Below are 26,003 nucleotides of genomic sequence, written 5' to 3'. Positions count from 1 at the left end.
GTTTCGTTATTCTTGCGGTAATCCCGCAGCCTTACGCAACTCGTTCGCGAGCCAGTGGATATAGTCGCGTTGTTCCGCGTTATTGGTCGCGTGCCATGCTGGCGAAATCCACGTATTAATAACCGTTTGCGCAACGCCTGGATCGAGTTTCAACTCCGTCACCTCCTTATCGTAATCCACGTATTGCGACGCGAGCGCTACGATCTTGCCCGCATAAAACGGATCAGTCGCGTAGCCACACGCATAGAGTGCCGCCGCTTGTTCTGACGGACTCTTCGCGTTCCTTACACGTTCATAACGTGCGGTCGCGAATAATAAATCTTGATCGCGGAAGCAATCGTCGATCGTATCATACGCGCGCCAATTAGCGACCACGTTATCGTAGCGGATGCCGTCGTAGACTTCCCACGTGCGTGTGCTTACGGAGCGTCCGCGCCAGTATGCGTTAGGAACGCCGCTGCCGACTTTGAATCCGACGAGGTTATTCCATGCGGGAATGTCTCCGCCAGTTTCGAGTAGAGCCTGCGCGATACGGATTGATGGGAAAATAGGCGAGCCATTCGCGAATAACTTAACGGCGACGGGCGCAACTTTGGCGACGAATTCTGCGCGAGTCATTGCGGACCACCACCGCTCCCTATTTTAGGTTTAACGAGTGAGTACGCACCGGCTGCAGTCAATCCGACCGTTGCGATTAGCGTCATTTTCGCTTGGACCGCGTCTGGTACGAGTATGAATACGGCCGCAACGATGAGCGAGCTAATAGGAGCGATCCTGTTAATTAATGATTCGGCACTCGTTCCTGCCGCTACTGACTTCGATACGCCGACGACTGCGGCAACAAGCGCAGCTAACTTTAAAATATCGTCCATAGACGTCATTCCTTTCTACGCGGAAGATGCTCCTTCATATCGCGGATCTCCGCTATGATTACGTCGTACTTATCGGAAAACTTATCGAGCAGGTCCTGCAGGCGGCCTTCGCGTTCCTTATTCGTTTTCATTACGTATATAAGAAGCCAAACGAAAAGGACCGCGAACGGTCCCTGCGTTAGAAAATATTTAACCATATCAGATTCCAACCGTCACACCTCCGTTAAATAGTCTGAGCGCCATAAGTCGGCAGGACTTACGTCAAATGTGATCTGGTCTACGATGCGGAGTCCGGTCTCTTCATACGTTGCTCTGACGATCTCTTCCGAGCAGATATACCGCTGCCGATCGTCGTAAAATACATTAATGCCGAATTTTAGACGCAAAAAAAGCGCGGCGATTTCGCCCCACCCGTAACCTGCGCCCTCAGTCGCAATTATCCGATTAAGTATTGCGCGCCTCGTTTCAAGCGGTAATTTGAGGCGTTTTACGTCGTATTCCGTTAGGTCCGATAAGTCAGCGAAACCGGCCGACCTGTTCGCGTTAGCTTCAAATAAGAGCGTGCCGTCTACGTAATAGGCGACGTGAGAGTACGGCGACTTCGTTATCCAACAGACAAGCCACGCGAAGAGTGACGGGCGCTTCCGTTTTCTAACGAAGATGACGTCGCACGGTTCGAGATTTACCATTTAATCGCGTCGATTTCTTCCGAAGTTTCAGCGGCTAGAACGGACGCCTTAAGTGTCCAATAGCGTTCGATCAACGAGTTTTTATGTGCGAGACCGTCCGCGAATACCGCTTTAAATACGTTCGGTGTGTGCAACTGCGGAACACCTGACGCTTTCCACATGAAAGATTCCGTGACTAGACCGGCAGTGATCGCGTTAAGCATTCCGCCGAGGTTGATCTGCGCGTCATAGTCGAAATCATACGTGTGCTGCGATCCGAGCGCATTAGATGCAAAGCCTGCTAGGATTGTAGCGTTACAGGCAACGTTGAGCTCAGCCAACTTTAGTTCTAGCGGTGATTTAACGCTGAGATCAGGCTCATTGCGTGTCTCCCGCGATTGTTCCACATATTCACTGAGTTCCAAGTCGAACGTGTAGGAAATATCCTCGACGGTATCATTGTCGATGCGTTCCGTTATTGTTCGCGTTTCCGGTCCGATAACCTTTGTTTCGCCGTCAGCAGACCAATACACATTGCCGTTATCGATAGAGTACATCAGATTTTACCCCCCGCATAGTTATATGCAGTCGCTGTCGTACTACCGGAAGTTGCTTTTGCCTCAATCAAAATGCTACTTGCAAAGTAAATAGAATCATTGAGTATAGCAATATGTCCTTTTGAACCTACACTTGCGTTAGCTGTATATGGATAGTCAACGTGATTTATGGTATTTCCACCACTCCAACCAGGACCTAGTTTTAAATTATGTATTGCACCACCTGAGTTATTATTGGATGCAATATATGGATTTGGGTTTCCGTTGTTGGGTGAAGAAACCATAAACTGATTTCTTTGCATAACGCCAGCCATAGCCGCTGTAGTAGCAGCGGCTACTTTACCTTCAAATTTGAGTACACCATCAACGGTTATTCTGATCCCAACCTCAACGGAAGAGTCGGACATTAAATAAGCGTAATCCAAGTAACCTTTGCCCGTGTATGAATACAGCGTTGAATACGTTGCGCTCAAGGCGACTAAATTACTTGTCGCGGGATTTTGAAATTGAGTCATCGCTGTTTTGTCGAATAAATTGCCCACTTCTTTCCACACCCCCGCATCGAAGTATTGTAGCCGAGCCGTTGGCGCCCCCGCGTTTACCACCCGGAGCTGTGACGTCTTCCAGAACGCGACCGAATCGAGTCCATCGAATAAATCCGCATCTAGTCCGCTACCTGCCCCGCCCAACGATTTAACTTTTGCGAGCACATCCGCCGCCGTATACGAAGTCGCCGGCAATGCCGCGTTCGCGACGGCTGCCACCGCATCGACGGTATCTTTCCGTGCAATATCCGCCGCCGCTGCGGGAGCCGCCACTTGTGCGCGACCGTTTGTATCACGAGTAATTAACGCATTCGCGGTAGCTGCCGAAGTTGCTCCGTGCACGCCTGTCGTAGCCGTCATGTGCGTATTGGCCGCGGTCAACGTCGTTGGTGGCGCGTCGTACCAATTCGCCGAGCCCGTTATCGCCTTAATACGGTTCGTGATCCACGAGAATAGCTGCGTTATGGTACCGCTTGAGCCCGACGGGGCCTGCGATTGATCGGCGGTCCTGTTTCCGATGACCGTATCCGTTGCCGCTCCGCTTGCGAGCCCTGCCGCCGTAATCTGCGCCCCATTGCCCGCCATTCCATCGTGTGTATGCGCCACTTTGGCCGCCCCGTTATCTATCGCGTCAATTAACGCTTGCTGATTCGCGAGCGTTACGTTATCACTCGATGTCGGACGCGGAAGTCCGAGCTTCGGTGTTGTTGTAGCCATTCGCAACCTCCTCCGTTATGTTAATTTTTCGAATTGACTCCACATGTAGTTGGCTGTAGTCAACGTGCCCCACGTAAACCCACGAACATCCAAAGAGCCCCACGTCATGTATGTAAACAAGAAACTTACCGCTAGGTGTGCCGGAATGATCTCGCGTAATGCCGTTTGGATGTCCACGATATTATCTGGTACGCCGAGACTGCTGGTAAACGCTATTTTAATCGTGTAGTTAGCGTTATCCTCCGTCACGCTGACGGACCCGTTGTTAAAGGATTCCGCCACGTTCTTGATAAGCGCCGCCGTTACCGTACCAACACCGCGCATTTTAGATCTAATTACAGACCGCCGCTGCTCGATAGGCTTCGCCTCGTCCACAGGGATTCCGCAAATACGCTCCCAGTTTGCCATGCCCCACGTTGCCGTGTCGATAAAGAATTGCGCGAGCACGTCGTAGATATCCGCGCTTAGCGCCGAAAACTCCGTAGCCTCGCGTGTCAACAAATTATCTACGATCGCCGACTCACTATAATACTTCGGCAGGTAATCGCCCATATCTCGCTTGATATCGCGTGCCATTACGTCACCGTCCCCGCGACCGCAACGCTTCCGTCCGCAATGGTAACATTCGTCTTAGCGCCGTTAACAGTGAGCGTAGCTGGATCGTAGTCCGTAACAGCGTCCGCAGTGAGCACAACGTTTGCGATTTGCGAATATCTGACGATCGGATCAACGAAGGCGACCGTTTTTAAGTACGCAGTTAGTCCAGCGAGTATCTGCGCCCTGGCCTGCGTAAGTGTGGCGCCGGATTTCAGCGTATAATTGCCGCTAACATTGATCGCGACCTCGGTAGCACCGGCGACTGTGGCCGTAGCGCCGACCGGTTTGACTAATGTGATATAGTCGGTGGCCGCCGTAACTACCGAAGCAGATGGCGCAGTTTTTTCCGTATTGAGCAGGACAACCTTAACCGTACCGGCTCCGTTCCATATCGGGTACACTTTCGCGTCACCAACGCCGGCTACTTCTTTAGCCCACGCGAGATACTGATTAGCGTTGCCGCTCGTGGCAGGCTTCCGTACGCGCTCGGTATAACGGGCGAGTAGGTCCGCGTCACTTTCTACGTCTGATCCGCCGCTGAAGCTAGCTGCGTTAATTACCGTTACTACGCCCGCAAGATTACCAAGCACGAGCGTGACCGTATTGAGAGCCACATTGCCGGACGCCCCTCCGCTAGATGCTTCCGCCGTTACCGTAACCATCCCGCTCGCGATCGTGCCGGCCGCCGTCGTTACGAAGTAGACCGGACTGTTACCGCCCGTGGAAACTCGTGTCCCTAACGGAATTACCGTCGCGTTAGGTCCAGTAAACGTAAGAGAACCCGTAGCCTTAACCGCTTGTTTACGGTAGACTCCGAGTTCTCCACATCTCATATCGAGATAATTTCCGTATGTTGTATCCGCGAATCCGAACTTAAGCACGTTATCGAGCTCCGCATAAGCTAATGCTAGTTCGATCGCGGCTGGCGAAAGCATATCGTAGGTAACGCTACCCTGGCGTTTATCTATATCGGACGCCGTTGCGTCAAGCATCCGCTGCAAGATAGCGGCCTTTGTATTCGTTTCATACGCCACTAAATCACCACTCCTTCCTTTATAACGCCTTCGCTCGTTGTGACATCGAATGACACCGATAATTGATCGCCCGCGCGCCCTAGAACGAAATTACTGACGTTATTGATACGGTCGTCATAAATTAGCGCCTCGCGAATGATTCGCGGGACCTCCGCTTGTAGTAATTCCATAGGCGTGTCTTGACCGATTAAGTCTGCTATTTCGCATCCGTATTGGCTATTATAAATCATAAAGCGAGATCGTGCGGTCGCTATCGCTTTTCGTATAAACTGCCGAATTGCAGCCGACCCGTCGATTACACCGCCTACTTCGTAAGGAGGCCCAAAAATTTCGTATGTCTTAGAGGGGCCGATTACCCGCGTAACCTTAACCGCCCGCGGTGATTCCGGACTTTTTAACGGACTCAGCGCCATTTATATCATCACCGCCTTATCCAAAACCACGTATTTTTGACCGTCACTCATGGACGCGACAATAACGCGGGAACCTACGGTTAGTGGAGATTTAACCACCATCGTCGATAAAACTCCGCCATTTATTGTTACATCTCGCGTATGATCCGTAAGGTGCTCGGCCATAACGATGTCGTACGCGTCCAGTTCGATTTTCATACCGTCCACTCGTATCTTTGTCGGGATAAGTGACGTTACGGTAGCGAATTCGAAACGATCAAAATCGTTGTATCCGAGGCTACGAATTACCTGTGCTAATTGACTAGCGCCCGTTCCTTCTTTACCCATTGCATCACTCCCCTAACAATGCGAGTTCTTTCGAGTAGTTATTGCCTTCGTCCTTCTTTCGGGTCTTCTCCGTAGTTACTTGCTCTAAGTCTGCGTAATTCAGCATAGGTAAACTCTCGTCTCCGGATATACTCAGTTCCATTTGATGTACCCCGTTAGCCCACGTGTGCGTATCGGTAATCACGTAAAAACCGCCTACGATAGATGTCATAGACTCAATTACGTAAACTGCAGAACCGGCCACTATTTCGGAGTTTCCGAGCGCCTCGATGTGAGCTTCGTCCTTTGTCTTCGATAACTCTTTAAGGAGCTCGATGGCCATTTGATTGGCGGATGACTGCGTCGCGCTAGAATCCATATGATCGATATGCTGCATCAGTCCGAATCGCGTAATATTATCGTCATCCTTTGCGGTTGCTACGATCGGCGATTTCGACTCAGTAGCAATGGTGCCCGTTATCATTTCGAGTGTTTCTGGCGAGTAGTTAACCGTATCCGAAGGTTTCGCGTCGTCATTAGCGGTAACTTTTACGGAGTTTCGCATATCTTCGATAGTCTGACTGTAACCTGCCCCAGTGATATTTACGCCGTTCTCCAGAACCCAATCGACGATTTTATCACCGCGTTCTATTAGAACAAGTGCGCCCTCTTTTGACGTTATCCAAAAACGCCGACCAGTCTGCCGTCTAGTTTCGGATATCGCCGCAACCATCATTTCCCATACTGTCTTATCGCGTAGAATTAATCGGGGTATTACGTAGCCAGTTTCTGCGATTGCTCCTACCGGTACTTGAAAGTCTGCGCAAAGTTGGCGGATGATTGCCGACGCAGTCATACCGGTAAATTTTCGAATGTCGGAGTTCTTCGTAAGATAAACGTTCTCGTCATACGCTGTAATGTCCAGGTCTCCTGTAGCGTTAATGTCGAGCGTAAATATAACTCCGCGGAACTTCTCAATATCATCTTCGTATAGGCGCAGTTCGCGTCCCAATTCGATATTAACCGCTTGATGCCGCCCGTCTACCGTATTCTTAAGCCGAACCTCTAGCTTACGGAAACCTTGCGTGATATCACCGGACCATGTAACGGATGTTAATAAAGGATCCAAGTAAATGTCGTTGTTATAAACTACGCTAATTGTCACGGTATCACCAACACCATTCCGGTACTTATCGAGTTTGGATTCGGTCCGATCAGCGATTTATTCGCGTCATAGATATCGCGCCACTTGTCTCCGTTATCGTAAACACTAGACCGTGCAGCAATTTTGAACAGCGAATCTCCGTTCACCACCGTGTAATTAGCCACCTTTGCGCTCGTGTCCGGCCGCAGAGCATCTTGCGTTACCTCGATGTCACCGCTCGCATCCGTTGTTTGTTTTAAGCGTCTGAACTCGATAAATACGTATTCTTTCATCGACATATCGAAGTAGATATCTCCAGGCGAACCGGCCACTTCGTAATAATTAAAGGAGCGGATCGTTACTGCTTCGTTAATGACCGCGAAGAATGACTCGTCATATATCTGTCCGGTCAACGTAAACCTAATCGGACGTCCCGTATTCATCCAACGCTCAATTTTACGGACAATCTCCCACGGAGGGAGGAATCCGGCATACTCGCAATATGATGGATTATACTCGCGAGGAAAAAACGAGCTGAACGAAAATTCCCGTAACTTAGCGTTGCCAATTACGGTGTACTCGCCTAATTGTGTTACCTCGATGTCCTCATACCCACGCGTAGTGGTGACGCTTATACGTTCGGGGTTTACGGGTAATTGTAGGCGTTCCTCACCATTGTTATAAGATAAATGAAACTGTAACATCGTCACTGTGCGATCGCCCCCTGTAGGCCGTGAAGTTCTCGTGCGAGTGATCTAGCAACGGCATCAATATCGGAGTCCTGGCGTACTTCCATGCGCTCGATATGAATTAGCGGTCCATTTCCACTAATCGATCCGCCGCCACCTACACGACGTTTATCCGCGTCGGATTTCGTAAGAACCTCCTCGTCTACGTGGAGTCTCGCCATGTATCCGTTGTAAGGTACGCGGGATAATCCTCCTGCGTGGCTAGGTGGTGGTGCGGGAGGGCCCGGATGCGCCTTCCGATAATCAATAAGGGGCTGTCCTCCGAGAACCTTTCCGTTTTCATCTAGGAAGACTTCTGGGTGGAGTAACCTATTGAATGGCTTGAGGAAGTTTTTAACGCCCGAACCGAACCCTTCCGTTTTAAACACTTCTGCATCAGACTTGATGTCACTCGATATCTTTGAAACGGACTCGACTCCGCCAGAGCCTACCGCGATAGCAGCCGCAAGTTTAACCGTCGGACTTCCTGGCGTGGCAATGTAAGTCATTAGCGCAGCCATTTTCGGGTTCTCTTTCGCGAATTGTTCAAGTCCCGTCAGCATCCCGCTAGCGATCGATTTGCCGAGGTCAATTCCGACGCTCGCCAAGTGGTTGCTAGACCCTGACAGCGCCGTGCTGATAAATCCGATCAGACTACTCGTAGCGCTTTTTATCTGCTCGCTACCGCCCGATTTGTACCACGAATCGAACGTTCTCTTAAGATCATCGATGATGAATTCGAATTTTTGTTTAATCGTCGATAAGTTTTTAAACGCCGGATTATCGAGGTAATTCGTTCGCACATACTTAAACGCGCGCTCGAAATTCGATAGTATAGCGTCCGATCCCGCCTTCGCTGCTTTAGCCAGCGTCTCGCCCCAACGCTTAATAGTTGCGCCGTTATTGTTTATCCAACTAATAAGCGCGTCGAATCTCGGCTTAAGAGCTGCGCTAATACCTTCGCCCCACTTAACGAGTAGATCATTCTCAAATGTGTCTTTCATCGTAGACCACATTCCGCCTAGTGATTTCGACTGTTTATCCATCATATCGGGGAAGCGTTTATTCATCCCGTCGATGAGTGCGTTGATCGCTTTATCCGCAGGAATTATTCCCTTCTCGGACATTTTCATGACGGTGGCTGTCGACGTGTTCATCTTCTGCGCAAGTATTTCCCACGCAGGGATACCGGCTTCTACCAACTGCAGCATCTCGTCACCTGATACTTTACCCTTCGCACGCATCTGTCCGAGCGCTAACGTAAGCCTATCTATACCTTCCTTGCCCAAGCTAAGCCCCGCCGATGCGTTACCAACCGCTGTTAACATCGGAAGCACTCGCTCTGCGCTGAATCCAAACGCTAACATCTTTTTAGATGCTTCCCGTAATTGCGGGAGATCGAACGGCGTCGCGTTGGCAAAATCGGAAAGTTGCTCCATAAATGCGGTCGCTTTTTCCGCGCTACCTAACATTGTAGTGAACGCGATGTTCGCCTGTTCTGCGTCAGATGCCAGTTTCAAAGCGCTCTTTGTTGTGGCCACACCCGCAATCGCTGCGCTAAGCGCGTGTACTCCCACCGCAACCGCTGCCGTTTTTAGCGCTAATGCTCCCATAGTGCGCATCGCTTTGGTGGCCGGACGCGTCATATTGTCGATCAAGCGAAGTCTCGCGATTAAATCGAAAGCGATAGGTCATCTCTCCTTTCTTCGAGCACGAGCGCTTCTGATACGAGCATGAAACGCCGCGTCCGAACGTCTTTTTCATAAAACTCATCAGGCGGGATATGATGACGCTGAAATATCCGATGTACGAGATACGGAATACCGCCCGCCCGAATTAGTTTTTTACGTCTTCCTCCGCATCTTCCTCGTCACCGAAACCAGACAAATCCATTCCAGCAGCAACGATCCTAACAAGCTCGCCTGGCAAGAGCGCCTTACCTACGCACTCAACCGCATTAGCCGCACTAAACTTATCTAGGAGCGCCGCGTTTCCGAAGTCCGGGTTGACGCAGAATTTTGTTGCTAGAACCGCGTTAAGTCTGTCGGAGTCGACCGTTGACTCGCGCTTTGATCCTGTACCGGTCATTCTCGTGCACTGTTCGCGCGCCTTTTCAAGTTCCTTCGTGCTAATCGCTTTAAGACGGAAGTTTACGTTCAACCGCTTAATAAAAACGTCCTTCTCAATTTCCGTATTTGCGGATAATAGCGCCTGTAATGCGTCCATAATTTATATCCTCCGATAGTCGGCGTATGTTGCCGTTTATTTTCGTAAGTTAAAGCGCAGTCTAACGCTCTATTTCCGTCACACTGCGCTTGATTCATGCTCTTATTGCGTGATTTTATCTAGATACTCGTAGTCGTCGAATACAAAAGGGAATTCCTGTTCGACGATCGATCCGCTCTCAAACTTGATGATGTCGATCTTCGTAAACTGAACGCCTTTTAAGCGGACGCGCTCATATCCGTATGCTTCTGGGTCTTTCAACGCGATAATAAGTTCGCACACAAATGCGCCTCGTCTGTCGTCTTTAGCTTGCGCAATCTGGTCCGCAAATTCTGACGTGATTTTATACCCGCCGATGCTGCCGGACATTTCGATAGGACCGAGCTTATTGCCGACTCGGCGCGTACCGCTGCGTTTAATCTTCTCGTACGAGATGTCGACGGTAGCTTCCGCTTTATAGAAATTCGTAAGCCATACGCCGTCCTTCCAAATCTCGCCGAAATGCCCTTGAATCGTGCGCGTTGGATCTAATACTGGCATCGTTACACCATCCTTTCGTTGTTATACGGAAATCGTTAAGAAGATCCGTTCCATACTGTCTAACTCAACGTAGCTAATCAACAGGTAAACGCTATCACCTACGCTCTTGTATTGAGGATCAAGACCGACGGAGATGTCGGATAAAACGCCCGACCCTTCCAACGTTTCGAGATACGCTTTAACTGCCGAAATTAGCGCAGCCTGACCGTCCGCATCGTTGTTTATTTGGCCGATATAGGAATCCGCTGCCGTCTTCGTGATGTCGTTGCTAATCGCCTGACGCGCGCGCATCGAGCGGATTTTCTTAACGGACGTCGTCAAGCCCTGTTCAACGCGTACTTTCTCGCCGTCGTTTACGAGGACAACCGATCCCGCAGCCAATGCCGCAACAACTTCGCTGTTTGTATAGCGCTTGTTTACGTCAGACACCGGTGGCACCTTGTACGTAATCGAACGGTTGATCGGTGTCCCTGCGATGAGTCCCGCAAGATACGGTGCGTATACGCCGGACGACACCGCTGTTCCGTTTATGATCGCGCCGACCGTTAAGTTAACAGCGTAATTGTCGAGCAAACGGACTGAGCGCGCATTCCCGGTTGCTGGCGTTTGATCGTCCGCAGCTGCAGCCGCCCCGAATACCGCAAGGAAATGCTTGCCCGCAGTCCGATTCGCCGCAACCCAGGTAAGCATCGAGTCTTGAATCGCCGCAGCTACTTCGCCATCGAATACGTGTACATTGAACGGACGCGTATCGAATGCCGTACGCGCATCGGCGTAGTCTGTAGCTGTCGCGCTTGGCGGCAACGTGTAAACGAGCACCTCTTTTGCGCCGCCTTGGAGCGCGTATTTAATCGAAACGATGTTAGCTGCGCCAAATAGGGCGGCCGCATCCGTCTCATTTGTAACGGTATAGAACGTTTTAACTGTCGCAGACCCGCCGGCAAACGCTTTTAGCGGAATCGCCACGGTACCTCGCGCGCCTCCACTAATCTGCGCTACTGCAGCGGATTTAAAATTGAGGTATAAACCCGGTCTAACGGGCAGGGACGTAGGATCCCAAGAACCACCGCTCATTGTGTAGCCTCCTTATTATTCCGGTTTCAACCGGACATTTACGTGCATTATTTTGTTAGCCGACTCATAAGTAGCCATCGATCGCATCTCACGCGTCACAGCACGTAAGATTCCGATGCAGACGTACATATCCGAATCTGCCGCCTTGAACGGAGCGCTATAGGCGAATGATTCGACGCGAATAAAGCGACTGTCGCCGTCCTTCGCGATCACCTTCGCCGTATAGAACGTCTCACTTAGCGCATCCATTGCCGCAAGTGTATCCGCTGACTTAGCGCCATAATAAACGATTTGATACTCGCGTTCTGTGCGCCAAGATACCGCCGTTTCCGTCGTGCTGATCGTATTTTGAAACCGTGTAACGAACGAATTGGCAACGTGCGCCGATGGCGTTGTCTGCTTATGCGAAGTCGTAGCCGTCGGAAACTTCTGCGCGATGAAAGCGTCAATCGATTTAATATCGTTAGTCAGCGTCACGCTAGAATCCCCTCCGTCTCAAACCTTCGCGTATCTCACGCTCAAGCTCGCGTTTCCATACATCCTCGTTGTCTTCCATCGGCTTATCTAAAAACTCCGGAATAGTGCCCGGCGTCGTCGGATGTTTAAACGATTTTCCGTGGACCTGCGGATAAATATCGTGGATGTACTCGGCATAATCAAAGCTGCGTCCGCCCTTACTTTCGATCGCGGTAACGGAAATGGCGCCGGTTAACTTGCCGCTAGATTGGTCGACATCGACGTGGATGCCGCGTCTCAATGTGCCGTGCTTAAGCGGTGCAAGATCCGTCGCCTCGCGTTTCCAATCGTCCATTACGTCTTCAAGGCCGCGCCTCGCACCGTCACCTGCTGCGTTCGCGAGCCGTTCACCGTAACCACGGAAAAAACGCCCGATCAAGTTCTGCACGAACGAGCCCGGACGGTTTAAATCGATATCAATGCGATTGCTCGCCATTAAACGAACACCTCCGTTAAGATAGGCTTGCTACTAAATCCGCGCTTGACCGCGATAGATAGCGGCTTTCTCTCGACCGTCACACCGTTTTCATTCGTGAAAGTTATTGTGTCGTCATATGAGATATCCGCCAGCTTATCGAGGTAAATATGTAGACTAGTAACCGCTTCTTTGCCGGATGCGGCCGTAATGATTTTCGTTTCTTCGACTACACGCGCCTTAAGCGTCAATTCATCGCCTGGACCAACGTCGCCCCATTCGTCAGTAACGCCGGCTTTCGTAACAGTAATCGTTTGCTTCAACGGTACGAGCGCCATTAGATCACACCTCCGGTCATAGAACGGTCCATCTTACGCGACCACCGACGGTTGGCCGTCCGACATTGCTCGCGTTGATGATGTCCGTCGCTGCCTTCGGAATGAATCGCGCAATATCATCGGACGGACTGCCCGCATTTGCGAACGTAAATGAGCCGACGCCGGTCACGCTAAAGCCTGCCACGCCCTGCCGCTTAAGCATTCCGTTATCATTAAATACCGTTGCCAGGACCGCCGCATATTCGTAAACTGCGTTATCCGGAATCGTGTACCCGTCGTATAGACCGATAAGAGTACGTTCAGCCACCGTTAACAATCGTTGTTTTTTGGCTTCGTCTGCTTCCGCCCAATCGTCGAGGTTGATTACGTTTAATTCAATGTACTCTTCTGCGCCGCCTAAATTTGCCGCCATATTGCGGTCACCTCCGTTATTTAGCGGAGGTTTTGCGCGTGGTTGGCGCCTTTGCCTCCGGTTGCTTTTCGTCTACACGTTGAATCCAAGTCGGAACGAGTCCGTCGAGTAATTTGATTTCAACGTCATCGTCCGTTGAGTACGCGCCAGACTGGTCGAAACTAACGCGAGTCTCGCCGCTTTGTACCGCGTAGAACGGACTGGCTTTATAATCCGCCATTTTAAACCTCCGTTAAGAAAAAGAGAGGCGCCGCTTAAGCGCCCCTTCTTCGTTTTATTAGGATACAGTTAAGCTAACGTTCTCGAGGATCGCGATCTTCTCGGCAGCGTTCTTAACTTTGATACCGTACTCGCCACGGATTTGACGCGCAACGAAGTCAGCGCCCGCAACGGATGCGTCAACGTCGCTAGCAGAGCGACCGTTAAGCGCGTGCATGGAGAGGATATTGCGGTCGAACAACGCGATTTTATTTTTCGGGAAGTTCGGATCGACAACGACAGTCGCCACGTTACCGCCAGTGATGTCGGATACGAACGTGGAGATTTGATGACCAGTAGCGGAGTCAGTGCGTTGAACCTGGATTTGGTTATCCGCCAACTTCGAAATCTGACGCGCGCCTGCAGTGTTAGTCAGAATCGTGTTTACGTTACCCCCGCGCAGGTATACTTGCTCCATCAATTCGTTGATGTCTTTCGCAGCAACTTCGGCACCGGAAAGGTTTTTCTTAGCGGATGCTTTTTGCGCTGCAAAGTACAACAGACCGCCAGTCATACGAGGAACGCCTGCGCCACCTTGTACGCGACGACCGTAGATCAACCAGTCATTGAACTCACGCGCCATTTCTTTCAGGCGAAGCTGTACTTGGTAGTCAAGCTCGTTACCTACATTGTAAGTACGGACTGCTTGTTGAGTACCGGAAACTTGCGCGTAACGCTCGATGATTTGCGTGTAGTTGTACTCAACTTGTCTGTCGTGACCTTCGTCAACACCTACGCCCGCGCCCTCGAGTTGTGGACGCGCTACGATACGGATTTCTGCGCCGTTAGCGATGGCTGCCGCAGTTGTGCCGTCAAATCCACGCGATACTGTGATAACGTCGCCGGCTACCGCTGTTACTTTCAGGTACTCTTCACCGATTACGATAAGGGCGTTAACGCGGAATTTAATTCCGTCGCCTGTCGCTACAGTAACGGAAGTATCACTAACCAATTTCGCGCCGTTGACGGTGGAACGGTTGGAGTTAAGGTTATCGCTCATCCATTCGTATTTCGTCTGCGTTAGCGCTTCGCCATTAATACCTACTAGGCCGAGAAGCGTTGGAGCATCGTTAATAATTAGGTCAATACCTGCGGATAGGTCGCGGATTTGATCTTGAAAGTCATAAGTTTTTAACATGAGAGAAATTCCTCCTTAGATTTTGGTGTAAATTAAAAAACCGCCCCTGCCAATTTAGGCGGAACGGTTAATTACGTAATAGGGCTTTGATTTTGTTGGATAATTCGATTACCTTACTGAAATCGCGTTTCTGCTTCGCTTCCTCCAACTGCTGCTCAAGCGTCTTAATCTCGTTAGGCTGCGGTGGATTCGAAGGATTGCCGATCGATTTCGCTTCTTTCTTCGCTTGCTCCGCTAGATACGGTTTATCCTTAACAAGCGCCTCAATTACGTCTTTTACGCCGACCACGTTTCCATCATCGTCTACACTTACCGCGGATAAGTCAGCGAGTTTGTGAGCGTCATCTAGCGCGTCAGGACGGATACCGAGCTCGCGCGCCAAAGCACGGAACTCCGATTTAATGAGGCGTTGATTAGCGGCTGTCGTCGCTTTCTCACGCGCTTCCTTTTCGGTTTGCGCAAGTTCCAGCGCTTCTTTTTTCTCCGCTTCCAGGCGTTCCTTTTCGGACATGGCCGCCAGTCTGCGTTCCTCTTCCGCTTTTTCATGATCGGAGAGCTTCGTTTTGATATCGTCGTAGTCTGCAAATTTCTTGCGTTCGCGTGCGAGACGATCCGCGATCTTTGCGTCGAATTCCTCCTGCGTCATCTCCAACTTTTTCGGAGGAGCTGGCGGATCCTGCGGTGGATCAGCGGGTGGTTCTTCTGCGAACCATTGTATATCGAGACTTAGCGGAAATTTGCGTTTGATATCGTTGTTCATTCGTATACCTCCGTTTAAAGCCCGTCGGCTATCGTTTAGTCGGACCGTTTCAGTTTAACGTCGTGAACGTTCGGACAACGGGAAAAAGCTCCGAGCCGATCGGAGCTTGCATTACTTTTTTACATACTGTTTAGGCAATCCTGCTGCTTGTGGTCTTTTCTGTTGCAAGTCTTTTAACATTTCTCGTTTGAGTTAGTGTTCTACCTAACTTAATCGACGGTTTCTCTATAAAATAATACATCAGACTTGCAACAATAAAAGATACAATCAACGAGCCAGTTAGGATAATGCCGATTGGAATGCCCTGACCCTGCAATAAGTGAACCATCATAAGAATAACCACAACATGAATAAGGTACAAACTATAAGAAATTTTTCCTAAGTAGTTCAAAAAACGAATTGTTAGCAGGCGCGACAATGAAACCGAATTTATTGCAAAAATGATAAGAATCGAAGCACCTGTTGCAACAAACCATGAGTCAATAACTGTCCTATAGAAAGGAGAAAACCCATGAAAAAGAATACTAAGCACATATGACGGGTGAACTAACAGATATGTGAATAGCCCAACTGCTAGTGTGAGGATTTTAATTCTTTTGCTTAGTGAACTAAACTTAAGGGAAATCTGACTTCTGTACTTGGCGAGTAATGCTCCTATAATGAACATAGCAGTATAATTCAGTGTAGCCACGTATTCTATACCTGTATTCGAAGTTTTGAAAACATGACTAATTACAATGGATAATACACTTGCCACTAGACCAAGACCTATACCTGTTTTCCAATTTGTTTTAACTACTAGGAACATTACTAATGGAAAAATAATCGATATCCTCATTTCATGCACAAGCGACCAAATGACAGGATTTAGATTACTCATAAATGTTCCTAGCATAAACAAATGATCCTTAATTGCCTGCCAGGTAATCGGAGATGTCCAAGCTAAGGTTACCCAACTAATATTTCCTTGCAATTTTCCGTTGTACAGCACTTCTTTGCATCCAACCGCAAAAACAAACGCGAATAAGTATGGTAAGTAAATGCGGCAAATTCGCTTGAGAATAAATGAGGAATAACTCGGCTGCTTATTGTTCAGATAAAGGAGGGCCAAAACAAACCCACTCAAAACAAAAAACAAGATTACAGATTCTCCACCCGAAATAAACAGCCGAAGAGGACTATACTCGAATATTATCTTGGATATTTTATTTGTTGGAATCACTTGATACACATGATAAAACACAACAAATAAAGCCGCTAGCCCCCGCAAAGAGTCTAGTTCTTCATATCGTTTATGCATAGAAGCCCTCCAATTATTCAATATTGAGAACATTTTTGTTCTTATTAAAGAATATATTAAATTAAGAGGGCTTACAAGAACGAATTAATACTATGTCCAAGTAGTGTCTTTCGGAATTCGTATCCAGCTATTAGCGGCGTAACATACGTAAACATAACTGGCATTTGCTGAAAAGTCTCCAGGTTCCCCTGCGGCTGTAGAGACGGCAGGTACTGCTCTAAATATGCCAAGTTTATCTGTTAGGCTAGTGGTTTTCCACGATTCATCCGTTTTATTTTCCCTGAAATAGACCCCACCCTTATTGTATGCCTTGAAAAGTTGGAATTGTTGTGCTGGGTTCTTCCCGAAGTTGAAATTATACAATGTTCCCTGCCCTGCTAAGTTCGTGTAATCGTCAATAGACCCATAAGGGATAATAGACAATCCTATATCAAAATCTTTAGCAAGCGTATTACCATTTAAATTCGCCGTGCCCTTTTTCGGCCTTTTATACCTTACCACGGAAGTATTAGAAATCACTTCGCCATCTTTCTGTACAACGAAGTGTGGTGAAGATGCTGCGTTAGAATTAGGCCCGTTACCATCAATGCGTACTGTAAGGTCATTACCAAGCTGTATACTGCTATCGTAGTATTCGATGACTGCCCCATAAGTCTCATATGCCTCGCTTGCAGTTACAACGGGGATGCCTTTTGTCTGAATATAAGCTAACAACTGATCCATGTACGGCCCCTGCGTTGACCAATGCATACTAAATTCCAGCATTCCCGTACCCCTAGAGACTAAAGCATCAATTTTAGCCTTTACCGTCGCAAGTGCTGCTTCGCTTGTTAAATCATCGATAAAGTTAGAGGGAATTAGTTTGAAATAGTCCACAGGATTACCCACATTAGCAACTCCAGTATTCCCCCCACCTCTAGCCCATTTAAATCTGTTGAAGTATTGGTGAAAAATAATCTGCTCATCATACAGTCCGTTAGGTCCGACGTATCCGTTAATCTTTAGACCTTCCGGTAAGACTAGGGCCAGATATTGCTCAATGTCATCTGCTAGTACCGCAGCCGTGAAATTGTGCTTATTACCATGATAAGCAAATTCGAATCCCTCTGCCTGCATTTCCCGCGCCATAGCATAAGTAAACTGGAAACCTGCGCCTACCCAATCTGATCTAAATGCAACCGTGTAATTATAACCTCGGCTCTTGAACATGCCACGATTGTCGTACAGCAGTTTATAATCATCAGGATCGTCGAAGATAAAAACGACCATAGGCTGTTTTTTACGGTCATTCGCGGAAATCGCCCCGCCATTACCTGCAGGTCCTTGGGGCCCTTGTGGGCCCTGTGGTCCAGTATCTCCCTTATCTCCTTTCTGTCCTTCTGGTCCTTGGGGTCCTATCGGGCCCTGACCACCAGATTTTATAATCATCTATTACACGCCTCCTTACTTTCTAGTTCCAAGTACCGCCAGTAATTGTGCAAGTATTCCCGTTGCCTGTTAAATCTGTAACCGTTGCTCCTGTTGATTGATTTGTGAAATCAAAGTGCGCTTTTAATACACCGTTTTTATATGCTTTGATCGAGTAAACCTTCCCTTCCAAAGCCTCCAGTCCATCGTTTTTACACAGTATGTTGGTATCATCGGCAAATGCAAATTTCGTCGTCACAGATACTTTTGATCTCGTATTTGTAAGTAACGATGTCGCCCAACTTGCTCCAGTAACAGTAGTTCCGTTTATTTTCATTTCGGATATACTTGTGCCTAATGCGACGGTAGTCGTAGCGAACGATTGTGCATTCCCTATTCTGCCGTCGTAAACATATCCACTGTTAGCCCCGCCAGCTGTTTTTGTCGCGGGCACAGCGATATCAAGTACAAACTGATCCGCTAAGAAACTGTTCAGCTGGATGCCACCCGTTACCGTCGAGTAATGGCTTCCCTGCGCAATGATGTCAATATAGCGCGTCTCTACAGCGCTGATTTCAAACGCAGATGTAACCGCGAAAAAACGCAAGGTGGACGTAGTGGTTATTGTGAAAGGCGCTGTATATTTCGGGCTGCTCCAATTCGGGAAAGTACCGTCTGTTGTGTAGTAAATGTCAGCCGCTACATCAGTAGAAAGCGTAACGCTTTTTGCAGTAGCATAAGTACCCTCAGCTACAGAACAAGTAACTACAGGCGGGTTAGTCGTAGCTGCTGACTTCCAAGTTCCACCTGAGCCGCCTACCGTTGCGTGTTTGGTTCCGCTTATGTCGGTAATTAATCCCCCAGTGTAAGAAGGATTAGTGAAGTCATATTGCGCAACTACTGTCCCCGCATTCAGCAGTTTAATGCTATACACATCAACCGATAATCCTGTCGTTCCATTTTGGTCGGAGAATATGTTAAGATCATCCGTTATAGCGGTGCTAAACATATACCGTAACGTGTTCTTCACACCCTTCGGAATATTAGCGAAGTGAGCAGTTTTGTCAGTATCTTGCACTCCGTTAATGTATGTTGTAGCAACTTGCGCGCCGACAGTTGCACCCGTCATATAGGCTGTGGGGCCGCCTACGCGTCCATCAAACATGTAACCTGTTGCGCCATTCTGTATTTTCGCGATAATAATTAGTTCGTTAAAAGTAATGCTAGGAATCCTGATGAAATCAAGTGCCGCACTATTTAAACTGAGATAACTGGGGCCATTCACGCCGGTTACATCGATTCCGGATGAGGCTGTTTTTGCCGTAATCGTCGGGTTACCTGTAGATCGGTTATTTGATGCATCTAATGCCGCTACTTTAATTGTGTATGTCGTGCTAACGTTTAGTCCGGTGATCGTGAAGGATGTCCCTTTAACGTTCGCATTTGCTACAGTGTAGCTCGTTCCGTCTGTGCTGTAAGAAACTTCGTAATGATCCGCGTTAGCAGTCCACGTTAATTGTACTGAGCTGCTCGTAATTGTGCCGACCGTTAGCCCCGTAACAGGATTCGGAAGAGCTACCGCCAAAGTTGTAACCGTAGCACTCGTTCCAGAGGACACGTTCCCCGCCGCATCCCGAGCTTTAACCGTGAATGTATATTGCGTGGATGCTGTAAGTCCCGTTACGTTATATGTCAGCGCATTGACCGTCGTGATAAATGTAGCCCCGTTGTAGATGTCATATCCGGTTACCGCTACGTTGTCTGTCGCCGCCCCCCAATTGAGTGTTACGCCCGTTTGCGTTAATCCACTTGTGGTTAAGTTAGTAACATTGGTCGGCGCAGTCGTATCCGCCGGTGCCGCCGTCGTTACGTTAATCTGCGTGCCGGACGCTTCGTTGTTCGCTGTGTCGCGCGCCTTAACCGTAAATGTGTACGATGTACTTGCGGTCAGCCCCGTTACGTTATACGTTACACCAGTTACCGTTGCGATTAGCGTCGAACCGTTATACACGTTGTAATCTTTAATATCGGACGAAACCGAAGCTGTCCACGATAAGGTTACGCCAGTCGACGTAAGATTACTCGAAGTGAGACCGGTTACATTCGCCGGTGGTGTTGTATCCGCAGGCTGTGCCGCTGTCGTTGCGGTTACCGACGCGCCAGATGCGATATTGTTTGCGGCATCCTTCGCTTTAACTGTAAACGTGTATTGCGTTGCTTGCGTCAATCCGGTTACGTTATAGACCGTTCCTGTTACGGTGCCGAGTAGCGTCAATCCGCGATAGATGTCGTAGCCCACGCAGTCGCTCGATGCGGACGCGGTCCAGGTTAACGTTAAGCTATTTTGCGTAATGTTTGAGCTCACGAGATTCGTTACGTTATCGGGCGCGGTCGTGTCCGGATCCGGCGTAGGTGGTGTGATTACTATTCCGCCGACCGTCATTTTACCGTAAGCCCTAAATGCGACTGTACTAGTAATTGTAACCGTCGTAAATGGCGCGAATTCCTCTTCGAATACTTCGCCAGCCTTCACCGTGTATGTATCGCCGCCGATCGTGAACGTAATGTCCGCGTTTCCGTCGTTGCTGATCACGAAGCCGCTCATCTTACTAGCGAATTCTTTCGCTAAGTTTGCGGAACCGCTGAACGGTTCTTTCGCCAATTTAACCGGTGCTGACGTATTATAGGATCCGCCGGAGCCCTGAACGACTTCCCAGTCTTCGATTTCATCGTTCCAATATTGTGGTACAGGTAAGTTTCCGGCTTTTTTTAATGGTTTAGTGCTGTCAAACGCCACTGTCTCGCCTCCTTTATGACAAATCTGCTTCGATAGTTATCGCGATATAGCCTGAGTTCGGGAATGTTTCGATGGCGCCGTCCGGATAAGTAACTTCGAATTCGGCTTTCATCGTTCCAGTTTCCGTAACCTCTTCCGGTAAAAATATGAACGCGACCGTGCCGTTGACTGCGTCCAGGACGTCTGCCTCACGGTTAGCTAGCGCTCTTCCATACTTTGTCATTGTGAATTTCACAGTCGCGCCAGTTAAGTCGACCGCGTTTCCGGACGGCATCTTTAACGTTGCTTTAATTGCGGTGCGCGTGTCATGCCGCTTTATATTGAGTGACGCCATTCAGCCCACCTCTTTTCGTTCTGCCACGACTTGGACCGGCGATATAAACGCAATTATGGATTCGACTTTGATTAGCGACGCAGAGACACTATTTTTCGTTGGCTCGATAACGATGCTCTTATCCACGGTTTATCACCCTTTCCGGATTCCTTATCGGACTTACTACATGCTTACAATTTGGATGAAATATTGCGCCTGACGCTTTCAAATCGCCAATGTACGGATAATCCCCGGGCGCATCCGGCGTTAGCTTTACGACCTTGCCTTCGTACTTAGCGCAGGCATCTTTAGCCCCATGTCGCGATATAACTCCGTATTGAACGTCACGCGCTAGCGCTTCGTTAATTGTTGCGTCAATTTGCGTATTCATCGTCTTAGTGCGCGTAACCATGTCGACGTAAACTTCCGGCTTCCATCGGCGTCCTGCAGCGTCAATAATCGCCGTGTCCGCCGATGATCCGAGCGATTTCCGTATCCTCGCAAGCGTGTCGCGATTAAGCGTTTTACGCCCGTTAATGCCGGCACTAATGTTTGCGCGCATAGAATCCGCGACTGCCCGCCGCACGGCCGCCTTCGTACGCCGATCGATATTCTGCGTTACGGCGAGAAGATCCGCCTGCATATCGGATGTTGCGGCCGCAACGAAAGCATCCTGTGTTTTCGATGGCTCCGGCTTACTTGGAACGCCGATACTTTCACGCGCCTTGCTAACGCCCTCTGCCGCTGCCCGCCCGAATAAGCGCGCAACCATTTCGGATACTTTCGCAAACAAGTCGCGCAGTATTTCGCCGATACGTTTAAGCACCGGTCGGGCACCGCTATTTGTCAGCGCGCTAACGTCGAGGCTCGCCATCTCCGCGTTAATTCCCTCCGCAGCCTTGCGAAACTCGCCAACGATTTCCGCGATGTCATCCTCGTACATTAGGCGCCACCACCGTTAAATATCGTAGAGTCGACCGTTCCGTTAACGCGCGTTGTGTCGTCTTCTATCCGCGTCATAATTTCGTCAGCCTGCGAGTCGTCAATTCCGTCCATGCGTTTAATCGCGGTCTTAACGTCGATCGTAGCGTGGCCGCCCGTTCTAATCTGCATCGTTTCGGCTTCCGCCTTCTCATCGCGTGGGATTCCGTCTTTCCACATGATCTTCGGATAGACCGATTCGTACTCGCTGAACCCGTCAACGCCGTCATTCGCGAAGTTTTCGAGTAGCTGTGCGTTGTAGATTGCGTCTCTAATCGCGCGATCTACATGCGAACGAATCCGTTTAACCTTCGTCAACACCGGCATAAATCGCGCCTTGATCGCGCCTCCGTCCGAGTGTGACGTGCCCGTTCCGCCGTCTGATCCTCCGGAAATCTGCGTTCCGAATAGCCATTGCGGCGTTTCACTCATCTGGAACACGAGTCCGATAAGGAGATCGAGCTCCTTAAAGATTCCGTCAAGTTGCTGCGATGATAGGAACGCCATATAGCCGGGCGTGACGTCTGTTTTTTCGACCGGAATATATTTGCCGCCAATCCTTACGTCAGTGCCGTCAAGAGCCGGACCGTACGCGGTAGGATCGGAGTGTTTGTGTAAAATGTAATCGAGCTGCACGAGCGCATCGTTAATCGCCGCTAAAATTGACTCGATTTTTTCGATTCCGCTGATTCCGGACCAATAATCATCAACCGACTTGTACGGAATGTGCTGGACTAGCAATCGCGGAACGCCAGTTTCTTCTACGTTATTATCGCGTCCTGTTGCGACCCTATCGCCGACCATAAACGTTAGAATGGGCGCACCAAAAGAATTGTCTACGCCTTGACCCGAAAGTTTATAGCGTTCGTAAATAATAAAGCCGGGAACGTGCCGCTCAACGTTTAGGAACGGAACCTCACCGTCGGATTGCGAAACCACCCATTCAACCGTCGCAATATTAATCGCTTTGAACTTCTTCGCGGAATGATGCGATAGTTCCGGAAACACATACGCCGGGTTGACCGCTTCGATAATCGGCTCTTTCGCGATTCCTTCCGGAACGCCTCCGGGAACTTCCGAAAAGTCCTGCCGGTAACCGTAATACTCCTTTATAAACGAATCGCCCCGAATGCCGGCGCCAACCGTTAGCTCGTGAATTAACTGGTTAAGATCGTTTTCCTCTACGATGCTATTTACGGCATCCTGCTCCGTGCTATCCGGACCCTTGCCGGAATCATAAGTTGGCGGTTCCCCTACGAGCATATCGGCCGGCTTCGTTAGCAGTACGTCCATAATATTTACGGCCATGTATAGCTTATCGAGTTGCTTCGCGTGTGGCGTATCCTTAAGGAGGTCGCTCATGCGCTGCACGATTTCGTATTGCTTACCGTCGAATATCTTGCGTCCGCGATAGTATTTTGATAACCGTTCAATCTCGTTCGGTGGCGGAAACATACCGCCTGTGTAAAAGAGCCCGCCGCTCTGGAAGACCTCTGTTACGCTGCCTGACGTTTCGACCGAGTAATCTTTACGCTGAAACCATTTGATTCTGACCGCCTCCTTTCGTCATAGCCACGCGGGCTTATTCGTTACTTGTTTGCGTCCATTTTTCGCGGCATCTATAGCCATGTGCGTCCCGTCCGGCCCGTCATCATGATTATGATTCGGGTACAGTTCGAACATTTCGAGGAGCAACCGGTGCTGCTTCCTAAACCGAATGCGACCCGCTTGAACGTCCGGCAGCATCGATTCGATCCGCAATGCCTTACGCATACGTTGCTTAATCTCCTTAACGCGAGTAGTCGCTGGATAACCATGCGCCTTCAACGCGTCTTTTAGCTTGTGCGCGAACCATTCTTGCGCCTGCTGCGCTTCGACCGCGATTCCTGTATATTGATAGCGCATCGTAAGTTCGATCGCCTTTTCGAGCAACACATCCGGATGCACACGTTCGAGAAACGCGTCCACAACGTAAAAAACACCGTTAGGCGATTTGCCTACGGTGATAATTGCGGAGTAATCCCCTTTTTCTTTACCCATAGCGAAGTCAATTCCGCAGTAATACTCGAGTTTCATATCGGCGATGTCGCTATCGGTAAAAAACGTAAATTCTTCCGGCTTAAATATCTGCGATTCTTCATCGACTGGATTACCGAGATACTCCTGATTGAACGCCCGCGCGCCCATCGATTCGCGCTTTTCCATGAAGTACTTATACGTATATATCGGCCACAAAACGCGAGTTCCGCGTAATAGCTCCGTTTCATTTTCCGCGTAGAAAGCATCCGCCTTCTCAACGGCATCCTCAACGTCAGCGTTGTATAGCTTACGCCACTCTTCCCATAAGTCCTCACGTTCGGACCACGAAAGGATGGCGGGGAACTTGCGCGATATGAAGTCTTTACGCTGTGTCAAAACGTGATTAAGAAGTGAGTCGTAATGTACAATCGTTCCCATGTAGATGCAGACACCGCCGAAACCGAGCGCTTCCAACATTTCGGACCGGAACCAGTGAAGGTTCTTCTTCCGCATTTCAGGTGTATTTGTATTATCACCGGACTCCAAATCATCGAGGATAAAGAGACCAGGACGGTCGGATAAATGGCGAAGCCCGCGCATTTGTGTCCCGATACCCTTCGCTTCTACCTTCGTACCAGTCGACGTGATGAATTCGTATTTATTGTCGACTTCATTCATCGATGGCTTATGATGCAAAAGAGGTCCGTAGTCCTCGCGTAGCTTTTCGTTAAACTTGAGCTGATTAACCGTCCACTTGATAAAGTCTCCGGCCACATCCGTAGTCTCCGAAACTTCGATAATATATTTTTGATGTCGGTTCGCGACCTGGTGGCATAAAAACGAGTTACTTAAGTACGCCGTCTTCGCGTGTCGTCGTCCTACCGACCACCCTACGTTACCTTCCTGAGCGCCCGTAATTACATCGTTAAGTAGCGAGCATAACGTTCTATGGAATTCTGCCGCGTTTTTTAACGTTTGTCCGGCAGGAATCAGGTTCGACTCATTCGCGGGATTGCGATCGTGCGAGAAGTATTCGTACGTGAAGTAGAGGAGATCGTGCTCGGCACGGTGAACCCGCTTGAGCTTCGCTAGTTCCGCGTCAACAACTTCCCATTGATCAATATCGTACGCGGTTAAGTCACCGGCCTTCGCTAAGCGATCATATTCCGCGATTAAAGCGATGCGGCTATCGATCTCCTGCTGCCGGTCGTCGCGCGGAAGCCATGTACCGTTAAGATACGCCATTACTCGTCGCCTTCCGTTTCCTCCGTAGCGTTAGCGCGCTTCTGCAAGAGAGCCAAACGCTCGTCGATCGATTGGCCAGCGTTAACATCCTCCGTCTTGACTTCCGTCTTATCAACGAGTAAGCCTCCGAATTTATAGAAGAGTTCGATACCCTTCATCGAGCCCTGCCCTTTTAGCGTCATATCGAGATGCTTCTCCATAATGTCCGGCAAATGCGAAAGGAACGCGTTAGACGCCAAATGGCCGACATATTTGACGAAGTTTTCGTCGTAATGACGCCAATTATAGAGCTGGCGGACCGTGATGCCGGATTTCTCCGCAATCTCATCGTACGTGTAGCGGCCTTGCTCGCCTTCTTGCGGATTTTTCGGTAAAAACTGATTGACCGCCATTAGTTGAGCGGCCGTAATTTGTTCGCGTGTTAAGCGTGCTTCGAGCTTTTTACTGTCGCGCATGATTTGCGCCTCCTTTCAGCGTGAAATTAGCGCGTTTCGAGCTGCGCTAGTGTATTCGTATGATTTACGTTATATCGCGCTAATTAGGCGCTAAAAACACGTAGGTCTGTCCGAGTAGCACCCGAATTTCTTCGCATGATAACGTGAAGTCGTGTAAAATGTAAGATGCGGGTTCCTCTCGCGGTATGAGCGGAGTCGCTCCGCATCATGACTAGCGCTTTTAGACAA

Annotated in this window: 31 protein-coding genes; all 31 read right to left on the bottom strand. The window is 49.3% G+C overall.

Annotation, left to right across the window (positions count from 1 at the left end):
- Positions 1 to 6: 6 nt before the first annotated feature.
- Complete coding sequence (locus GC097_RS00475) at positions 7 to 618, bottom strand: glycoside hydrolase family 73 protein (protein ID WP_171681384.1); 612 nt, start codon at positions 616 to 618, stop codon at positions 7 to 9.
- Positions 615 to 872, bottom strand: coding sequence for a hypothetical protein (locus GC097_RS00470; protein WP_246293854.1), 258 nt, complete (start codon positions 870 to 872; stop codon positions 615 to 617). The genes GC097_RS00475 and GC097_RS00470 overlap by 4 nt, the downstream gene beginning before the upstream one ends.
- 5 nt (positions 873 to 877) lie before the next feature.
- Positions 878 to 1,081: a BhlA/UviB family holin-like peptide gene (locus GC097_RS00465; RefSeq protein ID WP_246293852.1), complete on the bottom strand. Its 204-nt coding sequence runs from the start codon at positions 1,079 to 1,081 to the stop codon at positions 878 to 880.
- Positions 1,082 to 1,084: 3 nt separating this feature from the next.
- The gene (locus GC097_RS00460) at positions 1,085 to 1,561 is read right to left on the bottom strand and encodes a hypothetical protein (RefSeq protein WP_171681382.1); all 477 of its coding nucleotides are present in this window, start codon (positions 1,559 to 1,561) and stop codon (positions 1,085 to 1,087) included.
- A complete protein-coding gene (locus tag GC097_RS00455) occupies positions 1,555 to 1,947 on the bottom strand; it encodes a DUF4376 domain-containing protein (RefSeq protein WP_446686390.1) in 393 nt (130 codons plus the stop codon). Before GC097_RS00455 ends, GC097_RS00460 begins: the two co-directional genes overlap by 7 nt.
- A 149-nt stretch (positions 1,948 to 2,096) precedes the next feature.
- Complete coding sequence (locus tag GC097_RS00450) at positions 2,097 to 3,359, bottom strand: hypothetical protein (RefSeq protein WP_171681380.1); 1,263 nt, start codon at positions 3,357 to 3,359, stop codon at positions 2,097 to 2,099.
- 15 nt (positions 3,360 to 3,374) lie between these two features.
- On the bottom strand, positions 3,375 to 3,935 hold the full coding sequence (locus GC097_RS00445; RefSeq protein ID WP_246293851.1) for a YmfQ family protein: 561 nt from the start codon (positions 3,933 to 3,935) through the stop codon (positions 3,375 to 3,377).
- The gene (locus tag GC097_RS00440) at positions 3,935 to 4,990 is read right to left on the bottom strand and encodes a baseplate J/gp47 family protein (RefSeq protein WP_312875584.1); all 1,056 of its coding nucleotides are present in this window, start codon (positions 4,988 to 4,990) and stop codon (positions 3,935 to 3,937) included. The genes GC097_RS00445 and GC097_RS00440 overlap by 1 nt, the downstream gene beginning before the upstream one ends.
- Entirely contained in the window at positions 4,990 to 5,403 is a 414-nt protein-coding gene (locus GC097_RS00435; RefSeq protein ID WP_171681379.1) for a DUF2634 domain-containing protein, read from the bottom strand. The genes GC097_RS00440 and GC097_RS00435 overlap by 1 nt, the downstream gene beginning before the upstream one ends.
- Complete coding sequence (locus tag GC097_RS34595) at positions 5,404 to 5,730, bottom strand: DUF2577 family protein (RefSeq protein WP_171681378.1); 327 nt, start codon at positions 5,728 to 5,730, stop codon at positions 5,404 to 5,406. It lies immediately after the preceding gene.
- 4 nt (positions 5,731 to 5,734) lie between these two features.
- Positions 5,735 to 6,874, bottom strand: a complete 1,140-nt coding sequence (locus GC097_RS00425; RefSeq protein ID WP_312875583.1) for an XkdQ/YqbQ family protein — start codon at positions 6,872 to 6,874, stop codon at positions 5,735 to 5,737.
- Positions 6,871 to 7,557 (bottom strand): LysM peptidoglycan-binding domain-containing protein, encoded by a 687-nt coding sequence (locus tag GC097_RS00420; RefSeq protein WP_171681391.1) that lies wholly within the window; start codon positions 7,555 to 7,557, stop codon positions 6,871 to 6,873. Before GC097_RS00420 ends, GC097_RS00425 begins: the two co-directional genes overlap by 4 nt.
- 2 nt (positions 7,558 to 7,559) lie before the next feature.
- Complete coding sequence (locus tag GC097_RS00415) at positions 7,560 to 9,239, bottom strand: tape measure protein (protein ID WP_171681377.1); 1,680 nt, start codon at positions 9,237 to 9,239, stop codon at positions 7,560 to 7,562.
- 178 nt (positions 9,240 to 9,417) lie between these two features.
- Entirely contained in the window at positions 9,418 to 9,807 is a 390-nt protein-coding gene (locus GC097_RS00410; protein ID WP_171681376.1) for a phage tail assembly chaperone, read from the bottom strand.
- 102 nt (positions 9,808 to 9,909) lie between these two features.
- The gene (locus GC097_RS00405; protein ID WP_171681375.1) at positions 9,910 to 10,347 is read right to left on the bottom strand and encodes a phage tail tube protein; all 438 of its coding nucleotides are present in this window, start codon (positions 10,345 to 10,347) and stop codon (positions 9,910 to 9,912) included.
- Positions 10,348 to 10,368: 21 nt separating this feature from the next.
- Positions 10,369 to 11,421, bottom strand: coding sequence for a phage tail sheath subtilisin-like domain-containing protein (locus GC097_RS00400; protein WP_171681374.1), 1,053 nt, complete (start codon positions 11,419 to 11,421; stop codon positions 10,369 to 10,371).
- 15 nt (positions 11,422 to 11,436) lie between these two features.
- Complete coding sequence (locus GC097_RS00395) at positions 11,437 to 11,898, bottom strand: hypothetical protein (RefSeq protein WP_171681373.1); 462 nt, start codon at positions 11,896 to 11,898, stop codon at positions 11,437 to 11,439.
- 1 nt (position 11,899) lies between these two features.
- Positions 11,900 to 12,373 (bottom strand): HK97 gp10 family phage protein, encoded by a 474-nt coding sequence (locus GC097_RS00390; protein ID WP_171681372.1) that lies wholly within the window; start codon positions 12,371 to 12,373, stop codon positions 11,900 to 11,902.
- Positions 12,373 to 12,690: a hypothetical protein gene (locus GC097_RS00385; RefSeq protein WP_171681371.1), complete on the bottom strand. Its 318-nt coding sequence runs from the start codon at positions 12,688 to 12,690 to the stop codon at positions 12,373 to 12,375. Before GC097_RS00385 ends, GC097_RS00390 begins: the two co-directional genes overlap by 1 nt.
- A gap of 16 nt (positions 12,691 to 12,706) precedes the next feature.
- A complete protein-coding gene (locus tag GC097_RS00380; RefSeq protein ID WP_171681370.1) occupies positions 12,707 to 13,102 on the bottom strand; it encodes a hypothetical protein in 396 nt (131 codons plus the stop codon).
- Positions 13,103 to 13,118: 16 nt separating this feature from the next.
- A complete protein-coding gene (locus GC097_RS00375; protein WP_171681369.1) occupies positions 13,119 to 13,322 on the bottom strand; it encodes a hypothetical protein in 204 nt (67 codons plus the stop codon).
- A 57-nt stretch (positions 13,323 to 13,379) separates the two neighbouring features.
- On the bottom strand, positions 13,380 to 14,498 hold the full coding sequence (locus GC097_RS00370) for an SU10 major capsid protein (protein WP_171681368.1): 1,119 nt from the start codon (positions 14,496 to 14,498) through the stop codon (positions 13,380 to 13,382).
- A gap of 67 nt (positions 14,499 to 14,565) precedes the next feature.
- Positions 14,566 to 15,258: a phage scaffolding protein gene (locus tag GC097_RS00365; RefSeq protein ID WP_171681367.1), complete on the bottom strand. Its 693-nt coding sequence runs from the start codon at positions 15,256 to 15,258 to the stop codon at positions 14,566 to 14,568.
- Between the two features lie 130 nt (positions 15,259 to 15,388).
- Positions 15,389 to 16,558 (bottom strand): acyltransferase family protein, encoded by a 1,170-nt coding sequence (locus tag GC097_RS00360; protein WP_171681366.1) that lies wholly within the window; start codon positions 16,556 to 16,558, stop codon positions 15,389 to 15,391.
- 90 nt (positions 16,559 to 16,648) lie between these two features.
- Positions 16,649 to 17,986, bottom strand: a complete 1,338-nt coding sequence (locus GC097_RS35140; protein WP_281364220.1) for a polysaccharide deacetylase family protein — start codon at positions 17,984 to 17,986, stop codon at positions 16,649 to 16,651.
- A 22-nt stretch (positions 17,987 to 18,008) separates the two neighbouring features.
- Positions 18,009 to 20,762 carry a fibronectin type III domain-containing protein gene (locus tag GC097_RS00350; RefSeq protein ID WP_171681365.1) on the bottom strand — a complete coding sequence of 918 codons (2,754 nt, stop codon included), beginning with the start codon at positions 20,760 to 20,762 and terminating at the stop codon, positions 18,009 to 18,011.
- Between the two features lie 13 nt (positions 20,763 to 20,775).
- Positions 20,776 to 21,096, bottom strand: coding sequence for a BppU family phage baseplate upper protein (locus GC097_RS00345; protein WP_171681364.1), 321 nt, complete (start codon positions 21,094 to 21,096; stop codon positions 20,776 to 20,778).
- A 118-nt stretch (positions 21,097 to 21,214) separates the two neighbouring features.
- Positions 21,215 to 22,018, bottom strand: a complete 804-nt coding sequence (locus tag GC097_RS00340; RefSeq protein WP_171681363.1) for a phage minor capsid protein — start codon at positions 22,016 to 22,018, stop codon at positions 21,215 to 21,217.
- Positions 22,018 to 23,511, bottom strand: coding sequence for a phage portal protein (locus GC097_RS00335; RefSeq protein WP_171681362.1), 1,494 nt, complete (start codon positions 23,509 to 23,511; stop codon positions 22,018 to 22,020). The genes GC097_RS00340 and GC097_RS00335 overlap by 1 nt, the downstream gene beginning before the upstream one ends.
- Before the next feature lie 111 nt (positions 23,512 to 23,622).
- Positions 23,623 to 25,320 carry a phage terminase large subunit gene (gene terL, locus GC097_RS00330; protein ID WP_171681361.1) on the bottom strand — a complete coding sequence of 566 codons (1,698 nt, stop codon included), beginning with the start codon at positions 25,318 to 25,320 and terminating at the stop codon, positions 23,623 to 23,625.
- Positions 25,320 to 25,775 carry a phBC6A51 family helix-turn-helix protein gene (locus GC097_RS00325; protein WP_216625602.1) on the bottom strand — a complete coding sequence of 152 codons (456 nt, stop codon included), beginning with the start codon at positions 25,773 to 25,775 and terminating at the stop codon, positions 25,320 to 25,322. The genes terL and GC097_RS00325 overlap by 1 nt, the downstream gene beginning before the upstream one ends.
- Positions 25,776 to 26,003: the final 228 nt, after the last annotated feature.

Origin of the sequence: Paenibacillus planticolens (assembly GCF_013141725.1) — a bacterium.
Classification (GTDB): Bacteria; Bacillota; Bacilli; order Paenibacillales; family NBRC-103111; genus Paenibacillus_E; species Paenibacillus_E planticolens.
This window is presented reverse-complemented; position numbering and strand designations above follow the sequence as displayed.